The sequence below is a fragment of the Haloarcula sp. Atlit-47R genome (assembly GCF_003665985.1).
Taxonomy (GTDB): Archaea; Halobacteriota; Halobacteria; order Halobacteriales; family Haloarculaceae; genus Haloarcula; species Haloarcula taiwanensis.
Genome location: NZ_QPLQ01000001.1, coordinates 817,107 through 834,249, shown reverse-complemented (window position 1 = coordinate 834,249; position 17,143 = coordinate 817,107). Strand labels below are relative to the sequence as shown.

Sequence of the window (17,143 nt, the reverse complement as noted above, 5' to 3'; positions counted from 1 at the left end):
GGCATGGACGATTGGCTCATCGACGACGACCGCCTCTCTATCGGCCGCAAATCCGTACTCCCCGGTGAGGGGTTCTTTATTCCGGATTCCTACGAGGAAGAGCAGGCCGAGGCCGAAGCCGCCGAGACGCTGGACGACGCTGGCGTCATCGTTATCGCCGACCCGGACGCCGACGGGCTGGCCTGTACTGCACTGATTCGTGAGGCACACGGTGAGGGCGCACTGCTGCCCGCCGGCCCGCACGAACTCACGGAGGCGCTCGAATGGACCGCCGAGTACGCCGACCCCGGCGCGACCGTCTTCGTCTGTGACCTCTGTCCCGACCGCGAGTCCGACATCGCCCCGCTCGGCTCGCTGGTCGACACCGCCCAGCGGGTCGTCTGGTTCGACCACCACCAGTGGCCCGATGACCTCGCAGACGACGTGGATGCGGCTGGTGTCGAACGCACCGTCGGCGACTCCGACGAGGTGTGTACTGCCGACGTGGCGCTGTCGGAGCTCGACTACGACTTCGACGACCAGTGGGCCGACCTCGCCGCCGTCACCCGCGACCACGACCTCTGGATACGGGACGACCCCCGAAGCGACGACCTCGCGGACCTCTCGTACTGGAGCGAACCCGAGGAGTACATCGAGGCAGTCCGCGACCACGGCCCCGACCTCTCTCCGGAGTACCACGACTTCCTCGACGAGAAGCGCGTTGAAAAAGAGGCGCTCATCGAGAAGGCCGTCGAGCGGGCGGAACTCCGCGAGGTCGGCGAGTGGACGGTCGGCGTCACCTACGGCCGCTGTTCACAGAACGAGGTCGCCGAGGCCCTGCGCGAGCAGGGGGCCGACGCCGCCGTCATCGTCAAGCCCGCCGGCTCCGCCTCCATCCGCGGCACGGAGAACTTCGAGCGCGCCCACGAGGTCGCCCAGCAGGTCAACGGCGGCGGCCACCCGAAGGCCGCGGGCTGTAAGCCCGACATCTACGACGACATGATGGACTACGCTCACCACTGGACGACACAGGGCGCGGTGGCGAAGCAGGCCATCGTGGACGCGTTCCGACGGCTTCCCGAGGAAGGGGAAGAAGGCGTAGACACCGACCGCTGAACCGCGCTCGAACATCGAGAGAGCGCGGCCTTTTTCGCCCACGTTTTTGCCGCGAGTGGTGGCCGGAGGCCACCCGAGCGGGAAAAAGGTGGACTCGGACGACACAGGGCGCGGTGGCGAAGCAGGCCATCGTGGACGCGTTCCGACGGCTACCGGAGGAAGAAGCGGAAGGCGTCGACACCGAGCGCTGAGTCGGTAGAACCCGACAGGCGGACCCGCGAGCGAAGTGCCGGTGAGTCTTGCCCGACGCAACGTTGATTTATCTCTCCGCCGTCACTGCCGGGTGATGCCCGAGTCCCTCCACACGCGAATCGTACGCGAGACGGCCCTGCGACGGCGACTCGGAAGCGCCGTCGCCGTCGGCGCGACGCTGCTGGTCCTCGATGGCTCGATACGGTACGCAACGGCCGTGGCCGCGATGGCCTTCTGTGTCTGGCTCGCCGCCGACTCCGCGCAGGTCGTTGTCGGCGACTACGCCGACCACGTGGTGTTCGGACTGCTCGTCTTCGGTTTCGTGGCGTACACGGCCGCGGCCGCCGGCCCAACGTGGGTCGTCGTCCCCGGGGCGCTGCTCGGCGGCTGGTTCCTCCTCGACGGTATCCAGCACCTCCGCCACGGCGTCACCCGCGACGAGGTCGGGGTGCCGTACTCACACGACGGCGGCCCCGTGACCGGCCTGCCCAAGGCACTGCTCGTCCGGCTGGCCGAACCGTTCCTGCTGTAACTGCCGGCTACTCCCCGACGACCCACTTGTCGCTGTACCGTTCCCCGCAGGCACACACCGCGTAGGCGTGAATCACGTCGCCCTCGGCGTAGAGGCCGCCCACGTCCTCGTTCTGTTCCTCGGCGAAGGCGAAGACAAAGCGGGTGGTGTGGTCGACGTCCGGTTCCTCCTCGCTGACCGGACAGACCGCGCCGGTCAGGTCGTCGCTGATGTCGCCCTCGGTGCCCATCGCCTGCTGGGCAAGCCCCATCGGGTCGATACCGGTCGCCGACTGGAACGCGTTCCGGCCGTCCTCGCCCGGCAGGACGAGGACGTGGCCGTCCTCGACCTCGTCGGCGTACTCTGCCAGCGCGCCGGGGTTCGAGACGGCGTCCTCGTGGAGGAAGAAGAGCACGTCTTCGGGCCGCTCGCCCGCCAGAAACTCCGTGTGTTTGGTCATGCAGACAGGGAGTCACTCGCCGGGCAAAAGTGCCGCGTTCCTCCCGCAGGCCACCGCCCCGTCGTAGCCTCACTTTTAGGCACACTCACGGCATACAGTCACACATGACCGACTTCGCGGAGTACGTCACGGACATCGTCCACGAACCGACCCAGACCGAGGGCCAGGGGTTCGACCTGACAGTGGCCTCGGTGTACGAAATCGTCGAACCGGGGCGCATCGACTTCGGCGGCGGCGAACTCGAAACGGCCGGCGTCGCGCCCCATTCGAGCGAGAAACGAGACCCGGCTGACGACTACGAGTGGTGGACGCTACGGGGTGGCCAGTACCTCGTTGAGTACAACGAATCGCTGACCGGCGAGGCGACGGTGACGCTCCAGCCGCGGACGGAACTGCTCGAACGCGGGGCGACCCATCCGACGCTGCACGTTGACACGCTTTCGCGCGTGCCGCTGTCGGTCGGCGGCGCAGGGCTGAAGCTCAAGGAAAACGCCCGAGTCAGCACGATTGTGGCGGCAGACGAGCAGTGACCCATCCGGTCCCGACTGCTGCTTCTACCAGTACGACGGCGTGCTTCCGTACAGCCGCATAAAGTGAAACCGTTCGCTCACGGCCCGCGAGAGCGGGAGGAGAAAGTCACCAGTATCGGGGAACAGCGTGACACCGGAGATGAGGAGATAGACCGCTGTCAGCCCAGCCGCGGCACCGAGAACGGCAGCTCCGGTTGACTCGAACCCGCCGACGGCTGTGTCGAGGAGTACCCAGAACCCGACGACGGCAGCGACCGTCAGCGCGGTGAGCGCGTACAGCTGGACGGCCTCGCCGAGGACTAGATCACCGACCGCAATCGCGCTGAGATAGAGCGGGACGCCGGCCAGGACCGCAGTACCGAAGCCGACCACGGCCGACCGCCCGGCGGTTTCGAGGGCGCGCCGAACTACCGGTATCCGTATCATCCAGTAGACGCCGACTGCGTAGAGCGGGTGGAGATACCGCATCGTGAACATATGGTGTAGCGGGAGTGTCGTGAGCGCCAGCCCGAGTAACAACAGGACGTACACCACGGTGAACGCATCGACGACAGTAACAGGGGCCGTCTGTCCGGCGAGACGTGGCCGCCGGAGACTGGCCCCGCGAGCGAGTCGACGGGCGGCGAGCAGGGGATAGACCACGACGGCACCGAGCAGCGGCATCGATTCGAGGACACTGAGATTTACCGCGGCGTCCTGTGGCGGCAACAGACTGTCGGTGTACCCGTGTCGAATGAATATTCGACCCATCCGTTCGGGGGCAAGTAGGACGGCGTAGGACGCGCCGAACTGGCCGAGAATTCGCGACAGCACGCTGCTGCCGGAACCGGACTGCCCGCTGTTGGCGTCGCTCCCGGCCGTCACGCCCGCTCCGCCGTCGCCGCTGAGCACGTCACCGCTGTATTCTGGCAGTAGCCGGGGTGGTTGCAGCGGCTCGCCGGAGATGGCCAGGTTCGTCAGGAAAAACGGGACCAGCGAGACAGACAAGGTGAGTCCGACCACCAGCAGCTCCCGGGGGTCGTTGGACCGGGCGGTCGGCAGGTCGACGGCCGCGATGGCCACCAGCAAGAAGAACCCCTCGGGTGCGTGAACCCACGTCACGGGGCCAACCCAAGCGTAGGTGAGCGCCCTGAAGCGTCTGGCGACGGTCGCGGACGCAGCCTCCCGGCTTCGGTAGAGAGTGTAGAGCACACAGACCACAAACAGCGCGGTGACGCTGTGGCGCTTCGGCAGGCTCGCCCAGAACCCTATCGGCGTCGCGAACGCGGCCGTCAGCCCGGCAACCACGCCCAGCCGGTCGGTGTACAGACGACTGACCAGCCGATAGAGGACGACGGTAGTGAACGCCGCTGCCAGCGCCGTCGTACACTGCAGCGCCAGTAGCGGGTACCAGTACGGCGACAGCGGCGTCGCAACGAGTAGGTTACCGACGAAGGCGACGGCTCCGACGGCGGTCCCGATTAGGATACATAGCCGTCGTCGGTCAAGCCAGACGCCGGCACCGGCCGCCGCTCCAATGACGACGAACGACCAGAGACCAACCACTACGACCCGGACATCCGCCACCAACGAGACGGCTTCGAGTGCAAGCAGCCAGGCGGCGGAGACGACCACAATGCCGTAGTTCCGGCCGTACACGCGGCCGTCGACGAGGTACGTTCCCGGTGAGGCCCCGGACGCGGGGCCGTACACTGCCCGATCGATGAACAGGTGGCCGTCGGCGACGCCGACGAGCGTATTCGCGAACGTGAACTGGTCGTTCGAGAAGAACCCGAGCCGCCAGTAGAGTCCGAACCACGCGAGCGCAGCGAGACAGAGTGTTGCCCCGATGTAGTTCCCGAATGCCACACGGAGCACTGCGACCCCGAAGGTGTCGGTATCGACGCCGGTGTCAGGCGTGAACCGCTCGCGGACGCTCATTGCTGGACCTCGATTGTTATTTGCTTCACTGTGATCTGGCGCTCCCTGTCGCCTTCCCGGATCCATATTGTCAGAACCGCGTCGTAGCTACCCCGGTTGATCCGTTGTGGACTGATGCCGATGGGCTTCGGCCGGAGTCCCATCCGCGTCCCTTCGGTCCCGGCCAGCTCGTACCGGCTCGTCGCGGTGATCCACAGCGACGGAATGTCGATGGTGTACCTGACGGCTGGGTTCCCAGCGACACGATCTACGGTCAGCACTGCTGGCGGTGCGTCCAGATGGTACCGGCCGGACCCGAACCGTCCCCGTTCGAGGGTAACCTGTTCGGTCGGCACAGAACCGACGGTCACGGCGGTGCTTCCGTCACCCACCGGCGGTCCCTCCTGTGTGACGTCCACCGCGCCAACGAGTGGTCCCGACGCGACGGCGAGAATAGACACGAAGAGCGCGAACGTGGCCGGCACCACCCACTCAGTCATGGCGTACCCGACATTGACTACCGTCGTATTTGACTCTACGGTAGTGATTATCGCTTTGGATAACGCGGCTCGGAGACAAGCAGTCAGGCGTTCACGTCTTCGAGGTGGCGGCTGGCGACGATCTTGCCAGTTGGCGTAAGCGTCGGGCCGTCAGAGCCGTCCTGTACGAGTCCATCGGCGGAGAGGTCCTGAAGAATCATCGACACCTGTGAGGAATCTTTGCCGAGAATACTCGCCAACGGCATCCCGTCCATCTCGCCGGTCGAGTACATGGCGACCAGCACCTCCTTCTTGTCCTTCGTGAGCTCGACGTCTTTGAGCTCCTCCATGAGCTCGGCGTACTCGCGGCGGAGATAGCGCCCGAGGATGGACATCTTTCGGTTCGACGCCATCGCAGCCAGCGTCGTCATGGCCGTGCCGTCTTTCATATGCCGGACTGTCAGTACCGGCCGGCTCTTGCCGTTAATTTCCCGCGTGTTCCGGTCGAAGTCCGACACCGTCTTGAGGTCGACAGCGAACGACCCGTCGCTGCGCCGGAACTCGACGTTACCGGGCGTGAGAAACAGCTTCGCCGTCTTGAACGCCTCGTCGGTGACGCGACCACCGACGCGGGCGCGCTCTTTGACCGTCGTTTCGGTGCCGTTGATGATCGCCTTGAACAGCACCGTCCCAAACTTCTCGATTTTTTCGTCGCCAGCTTCGATGGCTGCGACGAGTCGCTTCCCTTTTCGCTCGAAGGCAATGGTCACCGTCGAGTCGAAGAAATCGCCCAGGTCGGGCGGGACCTGCCCGATGGCGATATCGAAAATCGAATCCAGTGGGATCGTCAGCTTGTCGTCTTCGCTCGCGGCCAGCACCAGCCGCTTCTGGGAGAGGACGATCCGACCCTTGATTGGGTCGCCCCGACCGGCCACTTCGGAATTGAATTTGCCGACGAAATCCGCGATCACTGATTCCGACATTCGTCCGTTACCTGATGTACATCAGCACTGATATTGAGCGTTTCGCGCGAGTATCAGCAGCAAAAATCGGGTTCACTCGGGAAAACAGGGACCACTGACGTCAATTATCGAGATTTCGAGCGATATCTGACAGCGAGGCGTCCGGTCCGCCGGTCGCTGTATAGACGACGCGCTTGCCGGGCGTCCGGAGGCCGTACTCGGTTCCGTCGGTGACCACGTCGAGGTGCGCCGAGCCGCCGAGCGAGATACCGCTGTTAGCAACCCACTCCGCGAGGCGGTTCGTCCCGTCCCGTTCGCGAGCCAGGCGGCGGTTGTCGGCGACGTGTGAGATGACCGGCTCGCCGTCGAGGTTCGTCTCGACGACAGCGTGGTACCGGTCGCCGTCCAGTGCAAGACGGACGGTGTCGCCGTCGTCGAAATCGAGTTCGTCCGGGAGTACAACCCGCGGTCGGTCGGTTCGGCCGACCGACTCGACGGGAACGCGATGCGTCTCGACGGTTTCGTGGTCACTGGGAACGCGGTCCGGCACGTGACTTACTCGTCGTCGCCGAGAAGGTCGGCCACGTCGTCGCTGCCGCGGGCCGTGATCTTCGCGTTGATCTGGCGCGTGTCATCGCTGACCTCGCGGCCGCGGACGGTGATCCGCTTGCGCTCGCCGTCGGTGGTCGGCTCGAAGCCGACGCCGCCATCGGACATGATCTCTTTCGTCATGACGCCGCGAACGTCAGGTCGCATCGGTCGGCCGGAGGTGTCCGAGCCGCCGGTCAGTTCGAGCGTGTACCCGTCGAGCCCGACGGCCCCGCCGTCGACCTCGTCGCCGAGCTCGCGGCCGATGAAGCGATTTGCGTCCTGTCCGTCAACGTCGATCTGGTAGGTGTGGCCGTCCTCCGGGTCGGAGACGGCGACCGTGAATTCTGCCATACCTGTTCTCAATCAACCGCGCTTCAAAAACGCGTCGAACCGTCCGTCCCGGCCACACGGTCTCGTTTACTGGTCAGCCATCGCATCGCTCGCAATCGAGCGGCCACGGGCCTCCAGCTGTACCTCCCGGCGTGTCCGGACCGGTTCGAGGATATCGGCCTCGATCAGCCTGTCGTACACGGCTTCGACTTCCTCGATCTCCATGTCGACGAAGTCCGGGATCTTGAACGGTGAGATGCCGGAGTACAGCGCCATCAGCACCTGCGTCTCTTTGTCGGAGAGGTCCACGTCGTCGGCGATATTGCGCTGCTCGCCCTGCCGGACGAGCCCCTCGATGAGCGAGACGTGACGCGGCGTCCCCGAGATGTGGGTCTCGACGCTGGTGCCCTCGATGGTGTGTTCGACCTCCAGCAACGGTCGCTCGTCGCCCCGAATCGTCTTCTCCTTGGCTTCGACGGTCCCAACGTCGTCGATGTCCAGTTCGACGAACGTACCGCTGGCGATGGCCAGATTGATGCAGTCGCCGTCGAGCTTGAGCCGCCCCTTCTCCCAGCCGCCGTCCTGAACAACGCCACCCTTGACTGCGGGGTGGTTGACGAGGACAACGGTCTGGTCGAGCAGCGTACTGTACAGTTTCTCCTGGAACTCCTCGGCCTTCTTTGCCGAAATGAGTGTCACGTTCCGGCCAGCCTGCACCTTGATGTAGCTGTCGACCTGTGCGAGTGGCTGGTTCATCTGGCTGGCCGTGACGCTGCTGACCTTCGATAGCGGGATGGTCCGCTTGCCGTCGTTGGTTGCAAGGACGAGCCGCTTGTTCGAGAGCAAAATTCGACCGGGTAGCCACTCGATGTCGTTGCGTTTGCGCCCGTCCGAGACGACCTGGACGAACTTCCCCTTCGTATCGACCAGTGCGTGTTCTCCGTCACTCATCGGTTAGCCAGCTATCGCTCTCGTGTACGCCCCGCCGCGTCTTAACCCACTCGGCTGATTCATCCGCGGCCACCGAGCTTCGAGATAGCCGAGAAGGCCTTCTTCCGGACTACGTCGTGTTCCGTCTCGTCGATGAGTTTATCCAGCGTCTTCCGGGACCGCTCACCCCCGACCTTCCCGAGCGTGAAGATGGCCTGTCCGCGGACCTCGGGGTCGACGTCGTCGTCCTGCACGATTTTGAGGAGCCGCCGCTCCACCATGTTGTCGTCGCCGCCGAGTTCGGCGAGGCTCGTGGCGGCGAACTGCCGGAGCATCTGGTCGTCGTCGCTGAGCGCATCGACCAGCGATTCGATGACGCGGTCTCGTTCCTCCTGACTGGTGACTCGGCCAAGCATCCAGGCGGTGTTGCGACGCTGGGCGGCCTGCGTGCTCTCTTCGAGAATCTCGACCAGCGGCACGACGACGCTCCGGTCGTCCGTGTTCGAGAGCTTCTCGACGACGGTGTCCCGTATCTCGTGGCTCTGGTCGGTCGGGACGTTCGACAGGAGCTCGATGAGCGAGTAAACGGCCGTCCGACGGACTGCGGCCGAGTCGTCGGAGAGTGCTTCGATGAGATAGTCGACCGGCCGGTCGTTGCCGAAGTTCCCGAACGCGCCGACGGCGATACGCCGGACCCGCTCGTCGTCATCCTCGTACAGCGGCAACAGCGCCTGAAGCGCCTGGCGGTTCCCGATGTTGCCCAGTGCGTCGGCAGCTTCGCGCCTGACGCCGGCCTTCGGGTCCGACAGGACCGATTCCAGCGGTGTCGTTGCCCGCGAGTCGCCGATCTTTCCGGCCGACCGGGCCGCCCGCGCCCGTACTCGCGGGTCGGGGTCCTCGAAACGCTCGGCGAGCTTCGGGACCGCGTCGGCCTGGTCCAGGTTTCCGAGACCGTTCGCTGCTGCCATCCGGAGTTCCGGTACGTCGGCGTCGAGGACCTGCATGTACGCTTTCGCCTTCACCCAGTCGGCGGCGTCGTCTTCGAGGTCGACGCCGGCCATACTCCCGATGAGCTGTGTGATTGCGTCGCCACCGAGTTCGTCAAGCGAGTCGATAGCCGCGCCGGTGATCGCGTCGCTGTCGCTCTGGGCCGCGTCCACGAGTGCGTTGACAACGTCGCGCCGGTCGTCGTGGTCGTCGAAGTTTCCCAGTAGCTCCGCGGCACGGGTCTTGACTCGCTCGTTGTCGCTCTCTCTGAGGAGGCGGATGAGTTCCTGTGCCTTGCCGTCCCGTTCCAGTTCGTAGAGGCTCATTGGTCGCTACACACGCCGGTAGATGCGGTGTCGTTTGTCGACCGCGTCGAAGGAGTCTCGACACTCCGCGGGCAGCGTCTCGGTCATGCCGATCATGAGATATCCGCCCTCGCGGAGCGACCCGCGTATCGTCTCGAAGATGGGGACCTTGAACTCCGAGTCGATGTAGATGAGGAGGTTCCGGCAGAACACCAGATCGAAATCGCGCTTGGGGTCGCCCCGGATGAGGTCGTGTTGCTCGAACGTGACCATCTCCTTGACCCGGTCCCGAACCTCAAACGTGTTGCCGTCCTGCTCGATGTACTTCGTGTAATCGTCCAGCGGCTCCAGCTCGTCTGCGATGTCGGTCGTCTGGGAGGTCGCATACGTCCCATCGCGGGCTTCTTCGAGGATGTCGGCGTTGATGTCCGTCGCCGTGATCTCGACCCGGCGGGCGTCAATCTCGGGGTCGTCGAGTGCCAGCATCGCCGCCGAATACGGCTCGCGGCCGTCGGCACTCGGGGCCGACCAGAGCCGCACGCGACGGTTGTTCTCCGTGAGTTCTTGCAGGACAGGCCGCAACCGCTCCCACGCCTCCGGGTTCCGGAAGAAGCCGGTGACGTTGATCGACAGCGAATCGAGCAACTGCTCACGCTCGCCGTCGTCGCGCTCCAGCAGTCGCTGGTAGGACTGGTAGTCCTCGATGTCGGTCCGCCGCATCCGTGCGGTGATGCGTCGGTCGAGATACGAGTCGTTGTAAAAGCCCGACTCGAAGTCCATCTCTTCGCCGATGAACTCCACAAGGTCGTTGAAGGTGCGCTCGTTGCCTTTGTTCATAGCGTCACCACGTCGAGGATGTGGACGATGTTCCCGTCGCCCAGCACGGCCGTGCCCGAGAGGCCGGGCGTTCCCGAGAGGATGCCCTCAAGGGGCTTGACGACGACCTCTTCCTGACTGTTGACCGAATCACAGTGGAGCGCGACCTGCCGCTCGGACTCGCGGATGCGGACGAGCATCCCGTCGCCGTTGGCCGTCTCTCCTTCGATATCGAAGGTGTCGTCGAGGTGGATGACCGGGTAGATCTCGTCGTTGTGTTTGATGACCTCCTGTCCGTTGACCTGCTTTGCCTCCTCCGTCCCCGTAATCTCGTCGACGTTCTTGATGGGGACGCCGTACTCCTCGCCGCCGACCTTGACGAACAGCACCTTGACGATCGCCATCGTCACCGGGAGGCGCAGTGAGACAGTCGTTCCCTCACCCGGTTCGGAGTCGACGCTGACCGACCCGTCGAGCTGGGAGACCGTGTCGTGGACGACGTCCATCCCGACGCCGCGCCCGCTGGTGTCGGTCACTTCGTCGGCCGTCGAGAAGCCGGGATGGAACACGAGATCATACACCGCGGAGTCGTCCATCGCGTCCAGTTCCTCGGGCGAGCGGACGCCTTTCTCGATGGCCTTCTCTCTGATTCCATCCACGTCGAGCCCGGCCCCGTCGTCTTCGACTTCGATGATAACGTGGTCGCGTTCACGGGATGCCCGGAGCGTGATGTGGCCGGTCCGCGGTTTGCCCGCCTGCTCGCGCTCCTCTGGCGGTTCGATGCCGTGGTCGACGGCGTTTCGGAGGATGTGCATCAGCGGGTCCGAGATCTCGGTGAGGATCGTTCGATCGAGTTCGATGTCCTCCCCCTCGATCTCGAACTCGATGTCTTTGTCGAGTTCGCGTGCGAGGTCCCGGACGAGTCGCGGGAACTTCCCGACGACTTTCTTCAACGGGATGAGCCGCATGTCCATCACCGTGTTCTGGAGGTTCGCCGTGATCTTGTCCAGTTCGTTTAGTGTCTCACTGGTCGAGTCGAGGTTGTTCTGCTCAACGCCTCGCCGGAGCTTGATCCGGCTCGTGACCAGTTGCTCGACGAGGCCGTGGAGGTCGTCGAGCTGGTCGACGTCGACCCGCACGGACTTGATTTCGTCGACGCTGTGTTCCTCTTCCGCTCCGGGGTCGGGGTCCGCGCTTGCGTCCCCGCCCGAACCGCTATCGCCGTCGTCGGTGTCTCCGTCGCTCACCAGGTCGTCGGTCACGTCGGTCACGTCGAAGTTGTCGACCTTGCCGGTCGTCCCGAGTTCGGCGTCGACGGTTGCCGCATCGGGGCCGTCGAGATACAGAACGAACGTGTCCTCGAACTCGCCGTCCTCGATATCGGCGCGGCTCGGACTCGAATCGAGAACGTCGAATCGCTCCTCGATGGATTCGACGGCCAGCATCGAGTCGACGCCGAGCATGTCCGACTCCCCGACGCTGATTTCGGCCTGCAGGACCTGCTCGTCGACGGCATCGCCATCGATGTCGACATCGCTGACGCTCGCATCCGTGGTGAGCGACTCGTCGCTGTCCGACGAGTCGCCGTCGTCTCCCGCCTCCGTGCCGCCCGCGGCGGCGGCCCCCTCTTCGAGGACGGCGCGGAGCTCGTCGACCATCTCGTCGGTCTCCGTCTCCGATTCGCCGTGCTCTTCGATCTCACCGACGATGACCTCTATCTGGTCGACGCCGGCGAAGACGAGGTCCATCAGGTCCGGTGTGACCTCCATCTCGCCCTGGCGCATCTCGTCGAGCAGGTCTTCCATCGCGTGCGCGAGATTCGCCGCGTTGTCAAAGCCCATCGCTCCGAAGTTGCCTTTCAGCGTGTGGGCTGTCCGGAAGATCGAATCCATCGCCTCCGTGTTGGAGGGGTCGGATTCGAGTTCGAGCAGTGAGTTGTTGAGTTCGGTAATCGCTTCTTCACTTTCACGGATGAATGCGTCTAGATACTGGTCGTCCATTGTCAGGTCACCTCAGTAGTAATCGTGTCGATGATGCCGTCCGCAATGTCGTCGATCGGCAAGACAGTGTCCACACAGCCCGTCTCGACGGCGCGTTTTGGCATGCCGTACACCGCGGACGTGGCCTCGTCCTGTGCGATGGTCTTGCCACCGGCCTGCTTGATCCGCCGAATCCCGTCCGCGCCGTCCTCACCCATTCCGGTGAGGATGAGCCCGACGAGCGGGTCGTCGATTGTCTCTGCGGCCGTTCGCATCGTCACGTCGACGGCCGGACGGACGCTGTTGACCGGGTCGTCCTGTGTGAGCTTTGTCCGCAATCGCCCGTTCCGGTAGTTCTTGACCTCCATATGTTGGTCACCGGCGGCGACAAGGCCCTCACCGCCGCCGATGCGCGCCCCATCGGTGGCCTCCCGGACCTCGTACTCGCTTCGCGTGTTGATCCGCTCGGCGAACCGGCCGGTGAACCCCTCCGGCATATGCTGGATGATGAGCACCCGGAGGTCTGCCTCGATGGGGAGGTTCTCCATTACCTTCTCTACCATCTTCGGGCCGCCGGTCGAGGAGCCGATAACGAGCGTCGGGTTCGCAACGGAGGCTGTCTGACCTGACGAACCCCCGGTTTCTGTCCGGTCAGTAGCTGAACCGCCGGCTGTTGTCGCTGTCGCTCCACTGTCGCTACTTGTCCCGCCGTGGCTGCGCGTCGCGCCAACGTCGACCGCCGCGACGGAGCTGACCATCTCGACCAGCTGGTCTTTTAGCCGTGACATCTCCATCGACACCTCACCACCCGGCTTGGTGAAGAAGTCGACCGCACCCTTATCGAGCGCTTCGAACGTCACGTCGGCGTTTTCGTCGGTGTGTGCCGACAGCATCAACACCGGTGTCGGAGACTCAGACATGATGCGCTCCGTGGCTTCGATGCCGTTCATTACCGGCATCTCGACGTCCATCGTCACGACATCGGGTTGGTGTTCGACAACGGCTGACACTGCCTCCTCGCCGTCACGCGCCTGCGCAACAACAGTAATACCGCCATCACTGAGGATATCAGAGATGACACTCCGCATGAAGTGAGAGTCGTCTGCGACCACCGCGCGGACACCATCTGCCATATCACCAACGCTCCCGTCGGATAGGAGACATTGGCGAACGAGACATCCTCATACCTACTTCGAAATCCCGTTCGGCCCCGAAATAAATACTCCGCCCACGTAATCAAAGTTGATAGCCCAGCAGGCACCTTTATGCGCTCCTATCTGCGACAGTGTGGATAAGAACCGCAATGGCAGCACAGTCAGCCACCACCGGCCAGGTACTCGAGTTCCAGCTCGGATCGGAAACGTACTGCGTGAGTATCGACTACGTGACTGAGATCGTCGACATCGGCGAGCTCACGTCCGTCCCGAACGCCCCGGCGCACGTCCGTGGTGTCATGGACCTTCGCGGGCGCACGACATCGATCGTCGACCCGAAGGTCGTCTTCGGTATCGAGGACGAGGGTGCGGAGAAGCGTATCATCGTTTTTGACCCGGAAATCGTCGAAGAACAGGGCGCGGCCGGCTGGCTCGTCGACGAGGTGTATCAGGTAGTGCAGGTCACTCCGGAGCAGGTCGACCGGTCCCCTGCGAACGACGCGGGCTCGATTCGCGGCGTCATCAAGCGAGATGACAGTTTTGTTATCTGGGTGGACCCCGCCATCGTCCACGCTGGTGACTGATTCCGGTCTGTTTAGCGACACACCAGCAAGACTTTTTAACATTCCCGACAGAGAAGTATCTAATCAACTTCCAGTTCCTTCCGAAACTATGATTGAGCAAACCAAAACGGGGATCGAGGGCCTCGACGACATTCTGAACGGCGGCATTGTAAAGAACTCGACGACACTGGTGAGCGGCAACCCCGGCGCCGGGAAATCGATCCTCTGTCTCCAGTACATCTACAACGGCGTCGAAAAGTACGACGAAAAGGGCATCTACCTCTCTTTCGAGGAGGATGAGTCGGACCTCCGAGAGGCCGCCGAATCCCTCGGCTTCGAAAACTGGCAGGACCACGTCGACAACGGCGATATCAAGGTGTACGACAAGCAGGTCCTCCTGCGTGAGAACGACTTCACGTCCTCGCTGGATATTCTGCTGGAGGAACTCGAAGACGGAGACTACGACCGACTGGTGCTTGATTCGCTTGCCATGTTCGAACTGTTCTTCGAAAATGAAAAGGAAAAACGGACCTACCTCCTGAAATTCACCGACATTCTCAGTGACAGCGGCCTCACGACGCTGATGACCAACGAACAGGGGGCCGTCTTCCCGGATACCGAAATCGGACTCGAGAATTATCTGACTGACGGCAACATCTATCTCATCCAGACCCCGACCGACACCGGCGTGAACAGATACGTCTGGGTCGCCAAGATGCGAAAGCAGAACATTGAGACTGACATCTATCCGATGGAGATTGACCGCGGCGGCATCGATGTCCACCAGAACGCCAGCGCCTTCTCGATGATGAGCGAGGAAGAATCACCAATTTAACGATAGGATAGAGCCATTATTACTCCGTAGAACGACGGGTACAGCGACATAGAACGGCGTTTCTGTACGAACGCACTGCAGCGCGTGTTTGTCTCCCTTTCACTCGATATCACAGGCGATAGCTTTATTATCGACTGAATTTATTATTTGATAACGATGGATTCAGGGGAGATTCTTCAGACGCTTGGCAATAAATACAGTGCCGAAATCCTTGACGCGACAGATGAACCGGTCTCCGCACAGGAGCTCAGCGACGAACTCGGAATCCCCATCGCGACGTGTTACCGACGCATCGACGAACTGACCGAACACGACCTCCTGGAACTACACGACAACATCCTCTCTGACGACCGCCGGCGTATCAAGGTGTACCGGCGGAACGTCGACGAGGTCCGGGTCGACTTCGACGACGAACTGACTGTCCATATCGAAGAACGGTCGGAAGTGACCAACAAACTCGACGAGGCGTGGCGGACCCTATCCGAGCCGTAGAACGTCTCCTCTCGACGTTATCACGAAAGATATTTTCGAGCGTGGATTTAATAATGGGTTCGCTGTAGCACTGTACAGTGCTGATGATAGAACTTCTCTATGCCATATCGACGCTGGTGTTCGTCGTCGCCGGACTGACAATGGTGGGGATGGCCATGCGGGCATACATCCAGACGTCTCGGCAGGCGATGCTCCACCTCTCGGTGGGGTTTTCGCTCGCCATCGCGGGCGCGGCTGCGACGATGATTAGCGCGTTCATCAACGACTTCGAGGGTGTCCGCTCGTTGCTGTTAGTCAACAGTGGGTTGACGACCTTCGGCTATCTGTTCGTGATGTACAGTCTCGTCACGTACGAGTGACTACGCGTTTCGGCTACACCAACTGACCGACCAGCCTGCGACTGGAGCCTCTCTCTGTCGACGATGGTCTCGATGTACATTTTCTATCTACCGAGCCCCAACCAGGCCAAATGTACCACACCTCTCGACTACACACCAGACGACCATTTCCATCGCTGATACCAACTTACGGAAGCGATTAAATCTGATTCTTGCAAGCGACGTGGCTTGCCTATCTTCTTCAGGTCAAATGATAGGCGTTCTCTAGGCAAATCCCTCTCACAGCCCCTCAAAACCTCATTATCAGGTTGTATAATTTGGGGGGAGGTATTATTACTGGCGAAAAGAACGGTTGCATAGGGTCAGACAGACCCGGATCAACAATGCTAACGGAACTAACGAACGACGACGACCGCGGGCAGGTCGGTATCGGCACCCTGATCGTGTTCATCGCGATGGTGCTGGTGGCGGCAATCGCTGCGGGCGTCCTGATTAACACGGCTGGCTTCCTCCAGAGCAGCGCCGAGGAAACCGGACAACAGAGCAGTGACCAAGTGACGAACCGACTGCAGCTCGTCAACGCCGTCGGTGAAGACATCACTGATACTGGTGTCGGTACGGTGAACCTAACGGTCAAGCGTGCCCCCGGTGCAGCCAACATCGATATCGGAAGCACGATTGCTCAGTGGGTCGACTCCTCAGGCTCGTACGACCTGACTGTTGAGGATGGTGCTGAAAGGACGGCAGACGGAGAAAACTTCGGCGTCACCCAGGTACAGGACGACGACGGCTCCATATCTGAGAGCCAAGTGCTGAACGACCCGTCTGACCGAGCCCGACTCGAGTTCGATACGTCCGCCATCCGCGGCAGCAATCTTGCGGAAGGTTCAACGGCAACTGTCCGACTGAACACCCAGTCTGGTGGTACGACGACCGTTCGACTGGTCGTTCCGGAGACCCTGTCTGGTAACTCCGCAGTCAGCCTCTAAATTCGGTCATCTATTCGGTTTGACGCAGTTCTCTTTTCACCCACCCTGACCAGCGACGGAGTTATACGATAGCCTCACACACTAGTAGCTATGGCTCGGCGGTCAGACGAACCGAATCCGGAAGAGGGCAAGGTACTTTCGCCCGAAGAGCTCGATATCGCCGACGACGAGCACGTCACTGAAATCGACGAGGGTCGCTACGTTGTTTCGTCGGATGTCCGCACCGATGACACCTACGGGAACCAAGTTTCGTCGGATTCGGCGTCTGAATCACCGCCGTCTCCTGCACCAGACCCGGAGCCGTCGACGCCTGAATTCTCCGACGCGAACGTCCACGAGTGGCTTGCCGAACAGATGGCCGACTCGAACGCCAGATACGGCTTCGACGTGACTGCGAAGTTCGACGGCGACGTCGACCAGCAACAGCTTGCTTCCAACGACATCGTCACTGTGTTCGAGAGCTTCATGCTCTGGTACGGTCGGCAGATGGACGGGTCGACACCGGTCGAAGAAGTGCTGGGTATTCTGCTGTCGGAATCGAACGTTCCGGTTCGCTACCCGCCAGCGGTCATCAAGCAGCTCGTCCGGTCGACACAATTGACGCCGGACGATTCCATCGCTGATCTCTTAGAGGCCGTCGAAGATGCCGACGGTGCCGAACTCTGATACGGGCCGCCTATACGTGATTGCCAAACAACGACCTGCA

Annotated in this window: 20 protein-coding genes; 9 read left to right on the top strand and 11 right to left on the bottom strand. The window is 62.4% G+C overall.

Annotation, left to right across the window (positions count from 1 at the left end):
• Window positions 1–3: 3 nt before the first annotated feature.
• Both DVK00_RS04320 and DVK00_RS04315 read left to right on the top strand, forming a co-directional pair.
• The gene (locus DVK00_RS04320; protein ID WP_101351034.1) at window positions 4–1,095 is read left to right on the top strand and encodes a DHH family phosphoesterase; all 1,092 of its coding nucleotides are present in this window, start codon (window positions 4–6) and stop codon (window positions 1,093–1,095) included.
• A gap of 286 nt (window positions 1,096–1,381) precedes the next feature.
• Complete coding sequence (locus tag DVK00_RS04315; protein WP_101351033.1) at window positions 1,382–1,819, top strand: hypothetical protein; 438 nt, start codon at window positions 1,382–1,384, stop codon at window positions 1,817–1,819.
• 7 nt (window positions 1,820–1,826) lie between these two features.
• Here DVK00_RS04315 and DVK00_RS04310 read toward each other — a convergent pair whose 3' ends face one another.
• Entirely contained in the window at window positions 1,827–2,258 is a 432-nt protein-coding gene (locus DVK00_RS04310) for a DUF5807 family protein (RefSeq protein WP_121577320.1), read from the bottom strand.
• Window positions 2,259–2,362: 104 nt separating this feature from the next.
• Between DVK00_RS04310 and DVK00_RS04305 the strand changes: the two genes are divergently transcribed.
• Window positions 2,363–2,788, top strand: coding sequence for a dCTP deaminase (locus DVK00_RS04305; protein ID WP_121577319.1), 426 nt, complete (start codon window positions 2,363–2,365; stop codon window positions 2,786–2,788).
• Between the two features lie 24 nt (window positions 2,789–2,812).
• Here DVK00_RS04305 and DVK00_RS04300 read toward each other — a convergent pair whose 3' ends face one another.
• The 10 genes from DVK00_RS04300 to cheB all read right to left on the bottom strand — a co-directional run bounded on the left by DVK00_RS04300 (window position 2,813) and on the right by cheB (window position 13,199).
• On the bottom strand, window positions 2,813–4,708 hold the full coding sequence (locus DVK00_RS04300) for a hypothetical protein (RefSeq protein ID WP_121577318.1): 1,896 nt from the start codon (window positions 4,706–4,708) through the stop codon (window positions 2,813–2,815).
• Entirely contained in the window at window positions 4,705–5,187 is a 483-nt protein-coding gene (locus tag DVK00_RS04295; RefSeq protein ID WP_101351029.1) for a hypothetical protein, read from the bottom strand. Before DVK00_RS04295 ends, DVK00_RS04300 begins: the two co-directional genes overlap by 4 nt.
• A gap of 83 nt (window positions 5,188–5,270) precedes the next feature.
• Window positions 5,271–6,149, bottom strand: a complete 879-nt coding sequence (locus DVK00_RS04290; RefSeq protein WP_101351028.1) for a CheF family chemotaxis protein — start codon at window positions 6,147–6,149, stop codon at window positions 5,271–5,273.
• Between the two features lie 100 nt (window positions 6,150–6,249).
• Window positions 6,250–6,678 (bottom strand): hypothetical protein, encoded by a 429-nt coding sequence (locus DVK00_RS04285; protein WP_101351027.1) that lies wholly within the window; start codon window positions 6,676–6,678, stop codon window positions 6,250–6,252.
• A gap of 5 nt (window positions 6,679–6,683) precedes the next feature.
• Complete coding sequence (locus tag DVK00_RS04280; RefSeq protein ID WP_053967184.1) at window positions 6,684–7,070, bottom strand: 30S ribosomal protein S6e; 387 nt, start codon at window positions 7,068–7,070, stop codon at window positions 6,684–6,686.
• A gap of 66 nt (window positions 7,071–7,136) precedes the next feature.
• A complete protein-coding gene (locus tag DVK00_RS04275) occupies window positions 7,137–8,000 on the bottom strand; it encodes a CheF family chemotaxis protein (protein WP_101351026.1) in 864 nt (287 codons plus the stop codon).
• Between the two features lie 59 nt (window positions 8,001–8,059).
• A complete protein-coding gene (locus DVK00_RS04270) occupies window positions 8,060–9,292 on the bottom strand; it encodes a HEAT repeat domain-containing protein (RefSeq protein ID WP_121535529.1) in 1,233 nt (410 codons plus the stop codon).
• Window positions 9,293–9,298: 6 nt separating this feature from the next.
• On the bottom strand, window positions 9,299–10,108 hold the full coding sequence (locus DVK00_RS04265) for a protein-glutamate O-methyltransferase CheR (protein WP_121577317.1): 810 nt from the start codon (window positions 10,106–10,108) through the stop codon (window positions 9,299–9,301).
• On the bottom strand, window positions 10,105–12,087 hold the full coding sequence (gene cheA / locus DVK00_RS04260) for a chemotaxis protein CheA (protein ID WP_121577316.1): 1,983 nt from the start codon (window positions 12,085–12,087) through the stop codon (window positions 10,105–10,107). Before cheA ends, DVK00_RS04265 begins: the two co-directional genes overlap by 4 nt.
• A 2-nt stretch (window positions 12,088–12,089) precedes the next feature.
• Window positions 12,090–13,199, bottom strand: coding sequence for a chemotaxis-specific protein-glutamate methyltransferase CheB (gene cheB / locus DVK00_RS04255; protein ID WP_101351022.1), 1,110 nt, complete (start codon window positions 13,197–13,199; stop codon window positions 12,090–12,092).
• Window positions 13,200–13,369: 170 nt separating this feature from the next.
• Here cheB and DVK00_RS04250 point away from each other — a divergent pair, with 170 nt between their 5' ends.
• From DVK00_RS04250 to DVK00_RS04225, 6 genes are all read left to right on the top strand, one after another.
• Complete coding sequence (locus DVK00_RS04250) at window positions 13,370–13,804, top strand: chemotaxis protein CheW (RefSeq protein ID WP_101351021.1); 435 nt, start codon at window positions 13,370–13,372, stop codon at window positions 13,802–13,804.
• Between the two features lie 88 nt (window positions 13,805–13,892).
• A complete protein-coding gene (locus tag DVK00_RS04245) occupies window positions 13,893–14,618 on the top strand; it encodes an ATPase domain-containing protein (RefSeq protein ID WP_101351020.1) in 726 nt (241 codons plus the stop codon).
• A 156-nt stretch (window positions 14,619–14,774) separates the two neighbouring features.
• The gene (locus DVK00_RS04240; protein ID WP_101351019.1) at window positions 14,775–15,110 is read left to right on the top strand and encodes a helix-turn-helix domain-containing protein; all 336 of its coding nucleotides are present in this window, start codon (window positions 14,775–14,777) and stop codon (window positions 15,108–15,110) included.
• A gap of 83 nt (window positions 15,111–15,193) precedes the next feature.
• Window positions 15,194–15,469, top strand: coding sequence for a hypothetical protein (locus DVK00_RS04235; RefSeq protein WP_004590763.1), 276 nt, complete (start codon window positions 15,194–15,196; stop codon window positions 15,467–15,469).
• A 362-nt stretch (window positions 15,470–15,831) separates the two neighbouring features.
• Window positions 15,832–16,437, top strand: coding sequence for an archaellin/type IV pilin N-terminal domain-containing protein (locus DVK00_RS04230; protein WP_121577315.1), 606 nt, complete (start codon window positions 15,832–15,834; stop codon window positions 16,435–16,437).
• A 90-nt stretch (window positions 16,438–16,527) separates the two neighbouring features.
• Window positions 16,528–17,103 carry a hypothetical protein gene (locus tag DVK00_RS04225; RefSeq protein WP_121577314.1) on the top strand — a complete coding sequence of 192 codons (576 nt, stop codon included), beginning with the start codon at window positions 16,528–16,530 and terminating at the stop codon, window positions 17,101–17,103.
• Window positions 17,104–17,143: the final 40 nt, after the last annotated feature.

Bases quoted from the DNA above. Each gene is read 5' to 3' on its own strand.
- DVK00_RS04300 (WP_121577318.1), bottom strand. From the start codon at position 4,708: ATGAGCGTCCGCGAGCGGTTCACGCCTGACACCGGCGTCGATACCGAC.
- DVK00_RS04270 (WP_121535529.1), bottom strand. From the start codon at position 9,292: ATGAGCCTCTACGAACTGGAACGGGACGGCAAGGCACAGGAACTCATC.
- DVK00_RS04225 (WP_121577314.1), top strand. From the start codon at position 16,528: ATGGCTCGGCGGTCAGACGAACCGAATCCGGAAGAGGGCAAGGTACTT.
- cheA (WP_121577316.1), bottom strand. From the start codon at position 12,087: ATGGACGACCAGTATCTAGACGCATTCATCCGTGAAAGTGAAGAAGCG.
- DVK00_RS04250 (WP_101351021.1), top strand. From the start codon at position 13,370: ATGGCAGCACAGTCAGCCACCACCGGCCAGGTACTCGAGTTCCAGCTC.
- DVK00_RS04315 (WP_101351033.1), top strand. From the start codon at position 1,382: ATGCCCGAGTCCCTCCACACGCGAATCGTACGCGAGACGGCCCTGCGA.
- cheB (WP_101351022.1), bottom strand. From the start codon at position 13,199: ATGGCAGATGGTGTCCGCGCGGTGGTCGCAGACGACTCTCACTTCATG.
- DVK00_RS04280 (WP_053967184.1), bottom strand. From the start codon at position 7,070: ATGGCAGAATTCACGGTCGCCGTCTCCGACCCGGAGGACGGCCACACC.
- DVK00_RS04310 (WP_121577320.1), bottom strand. From the start codon at position 2,258: ATGACCAAACACACGGAGTTTCTGGCGGGCGAGCGGCCCGAAGACGTG.
- DVK00_RS04290 (WP_101351028.1), bottom strand. From the start codon at position 6,149: ATGTCGGAATCAGTGATCGCGGATTTCGTCGGCAAATTCAATTCCGAA.
- DVK00_RS04240 (WP_101351019.1), top strand. From the start codon at position 14,775: ATGGATTCAGGGGAGATTCTTCAGACGCTTGGCAATAAATACAGTGCC.
- DVK00_RS04295 (WP_101351029.1), bottom strand. From the start codon at position 5,187: ATGACTGAGTGGGTGGTGCCGGCCACGTTCGCGCTCTTCGTGTCTATT.
- DVK00_RS04230 (WP_121577315.1), top strand. From the start codon at position 15,832: ATGCTAACGGAACTAACGAACGACGACGACCGCGGGCAGGTCGGTATC.
- DVK00_RS04320 (WP_101351034.1), top strand. From the start codon at position 4: ATGGACGATTGGCTCATCGACGACGACCGCCTCTCTATCGGCCGCAAA.
- DVK00_RS04305 (WP_121577319.1), top strand. From the start codon at position 2,363: ATGACCGACTTCGCGGAGTACGTCACGGACATCGTCCACGAACCGACC.
- DVK00_RS04265 (WP_121577317.1), bottom strand. From the start codon at position 10,108: ATGAACAAAGGCAACGAGCGCACCTTCAACGACCTTGTGGAGTTCATC.
- DVK00_RS04235 (WP_004590763.1), top strand. From the start codon at position 15,194: ATGATAGAACTTCTCTATGCCATATCGACGCTGGTGTTCGTCGTCGCC.
- DVK00_RS04275 (WP_101351026.1), bottom strand. From the start codon at position 8,000: ATGAGTGACGGAGAACACGCACTGGTCGATACGAAGGGGAAGTTCGTC.
- DVK00_RS04245 (WP_101351020.1), top strand. From the start codon at position 13,893: ATGATTGAGCAAACCAAAACGGGGATCGAGGGCCTCGACGACATTCTG.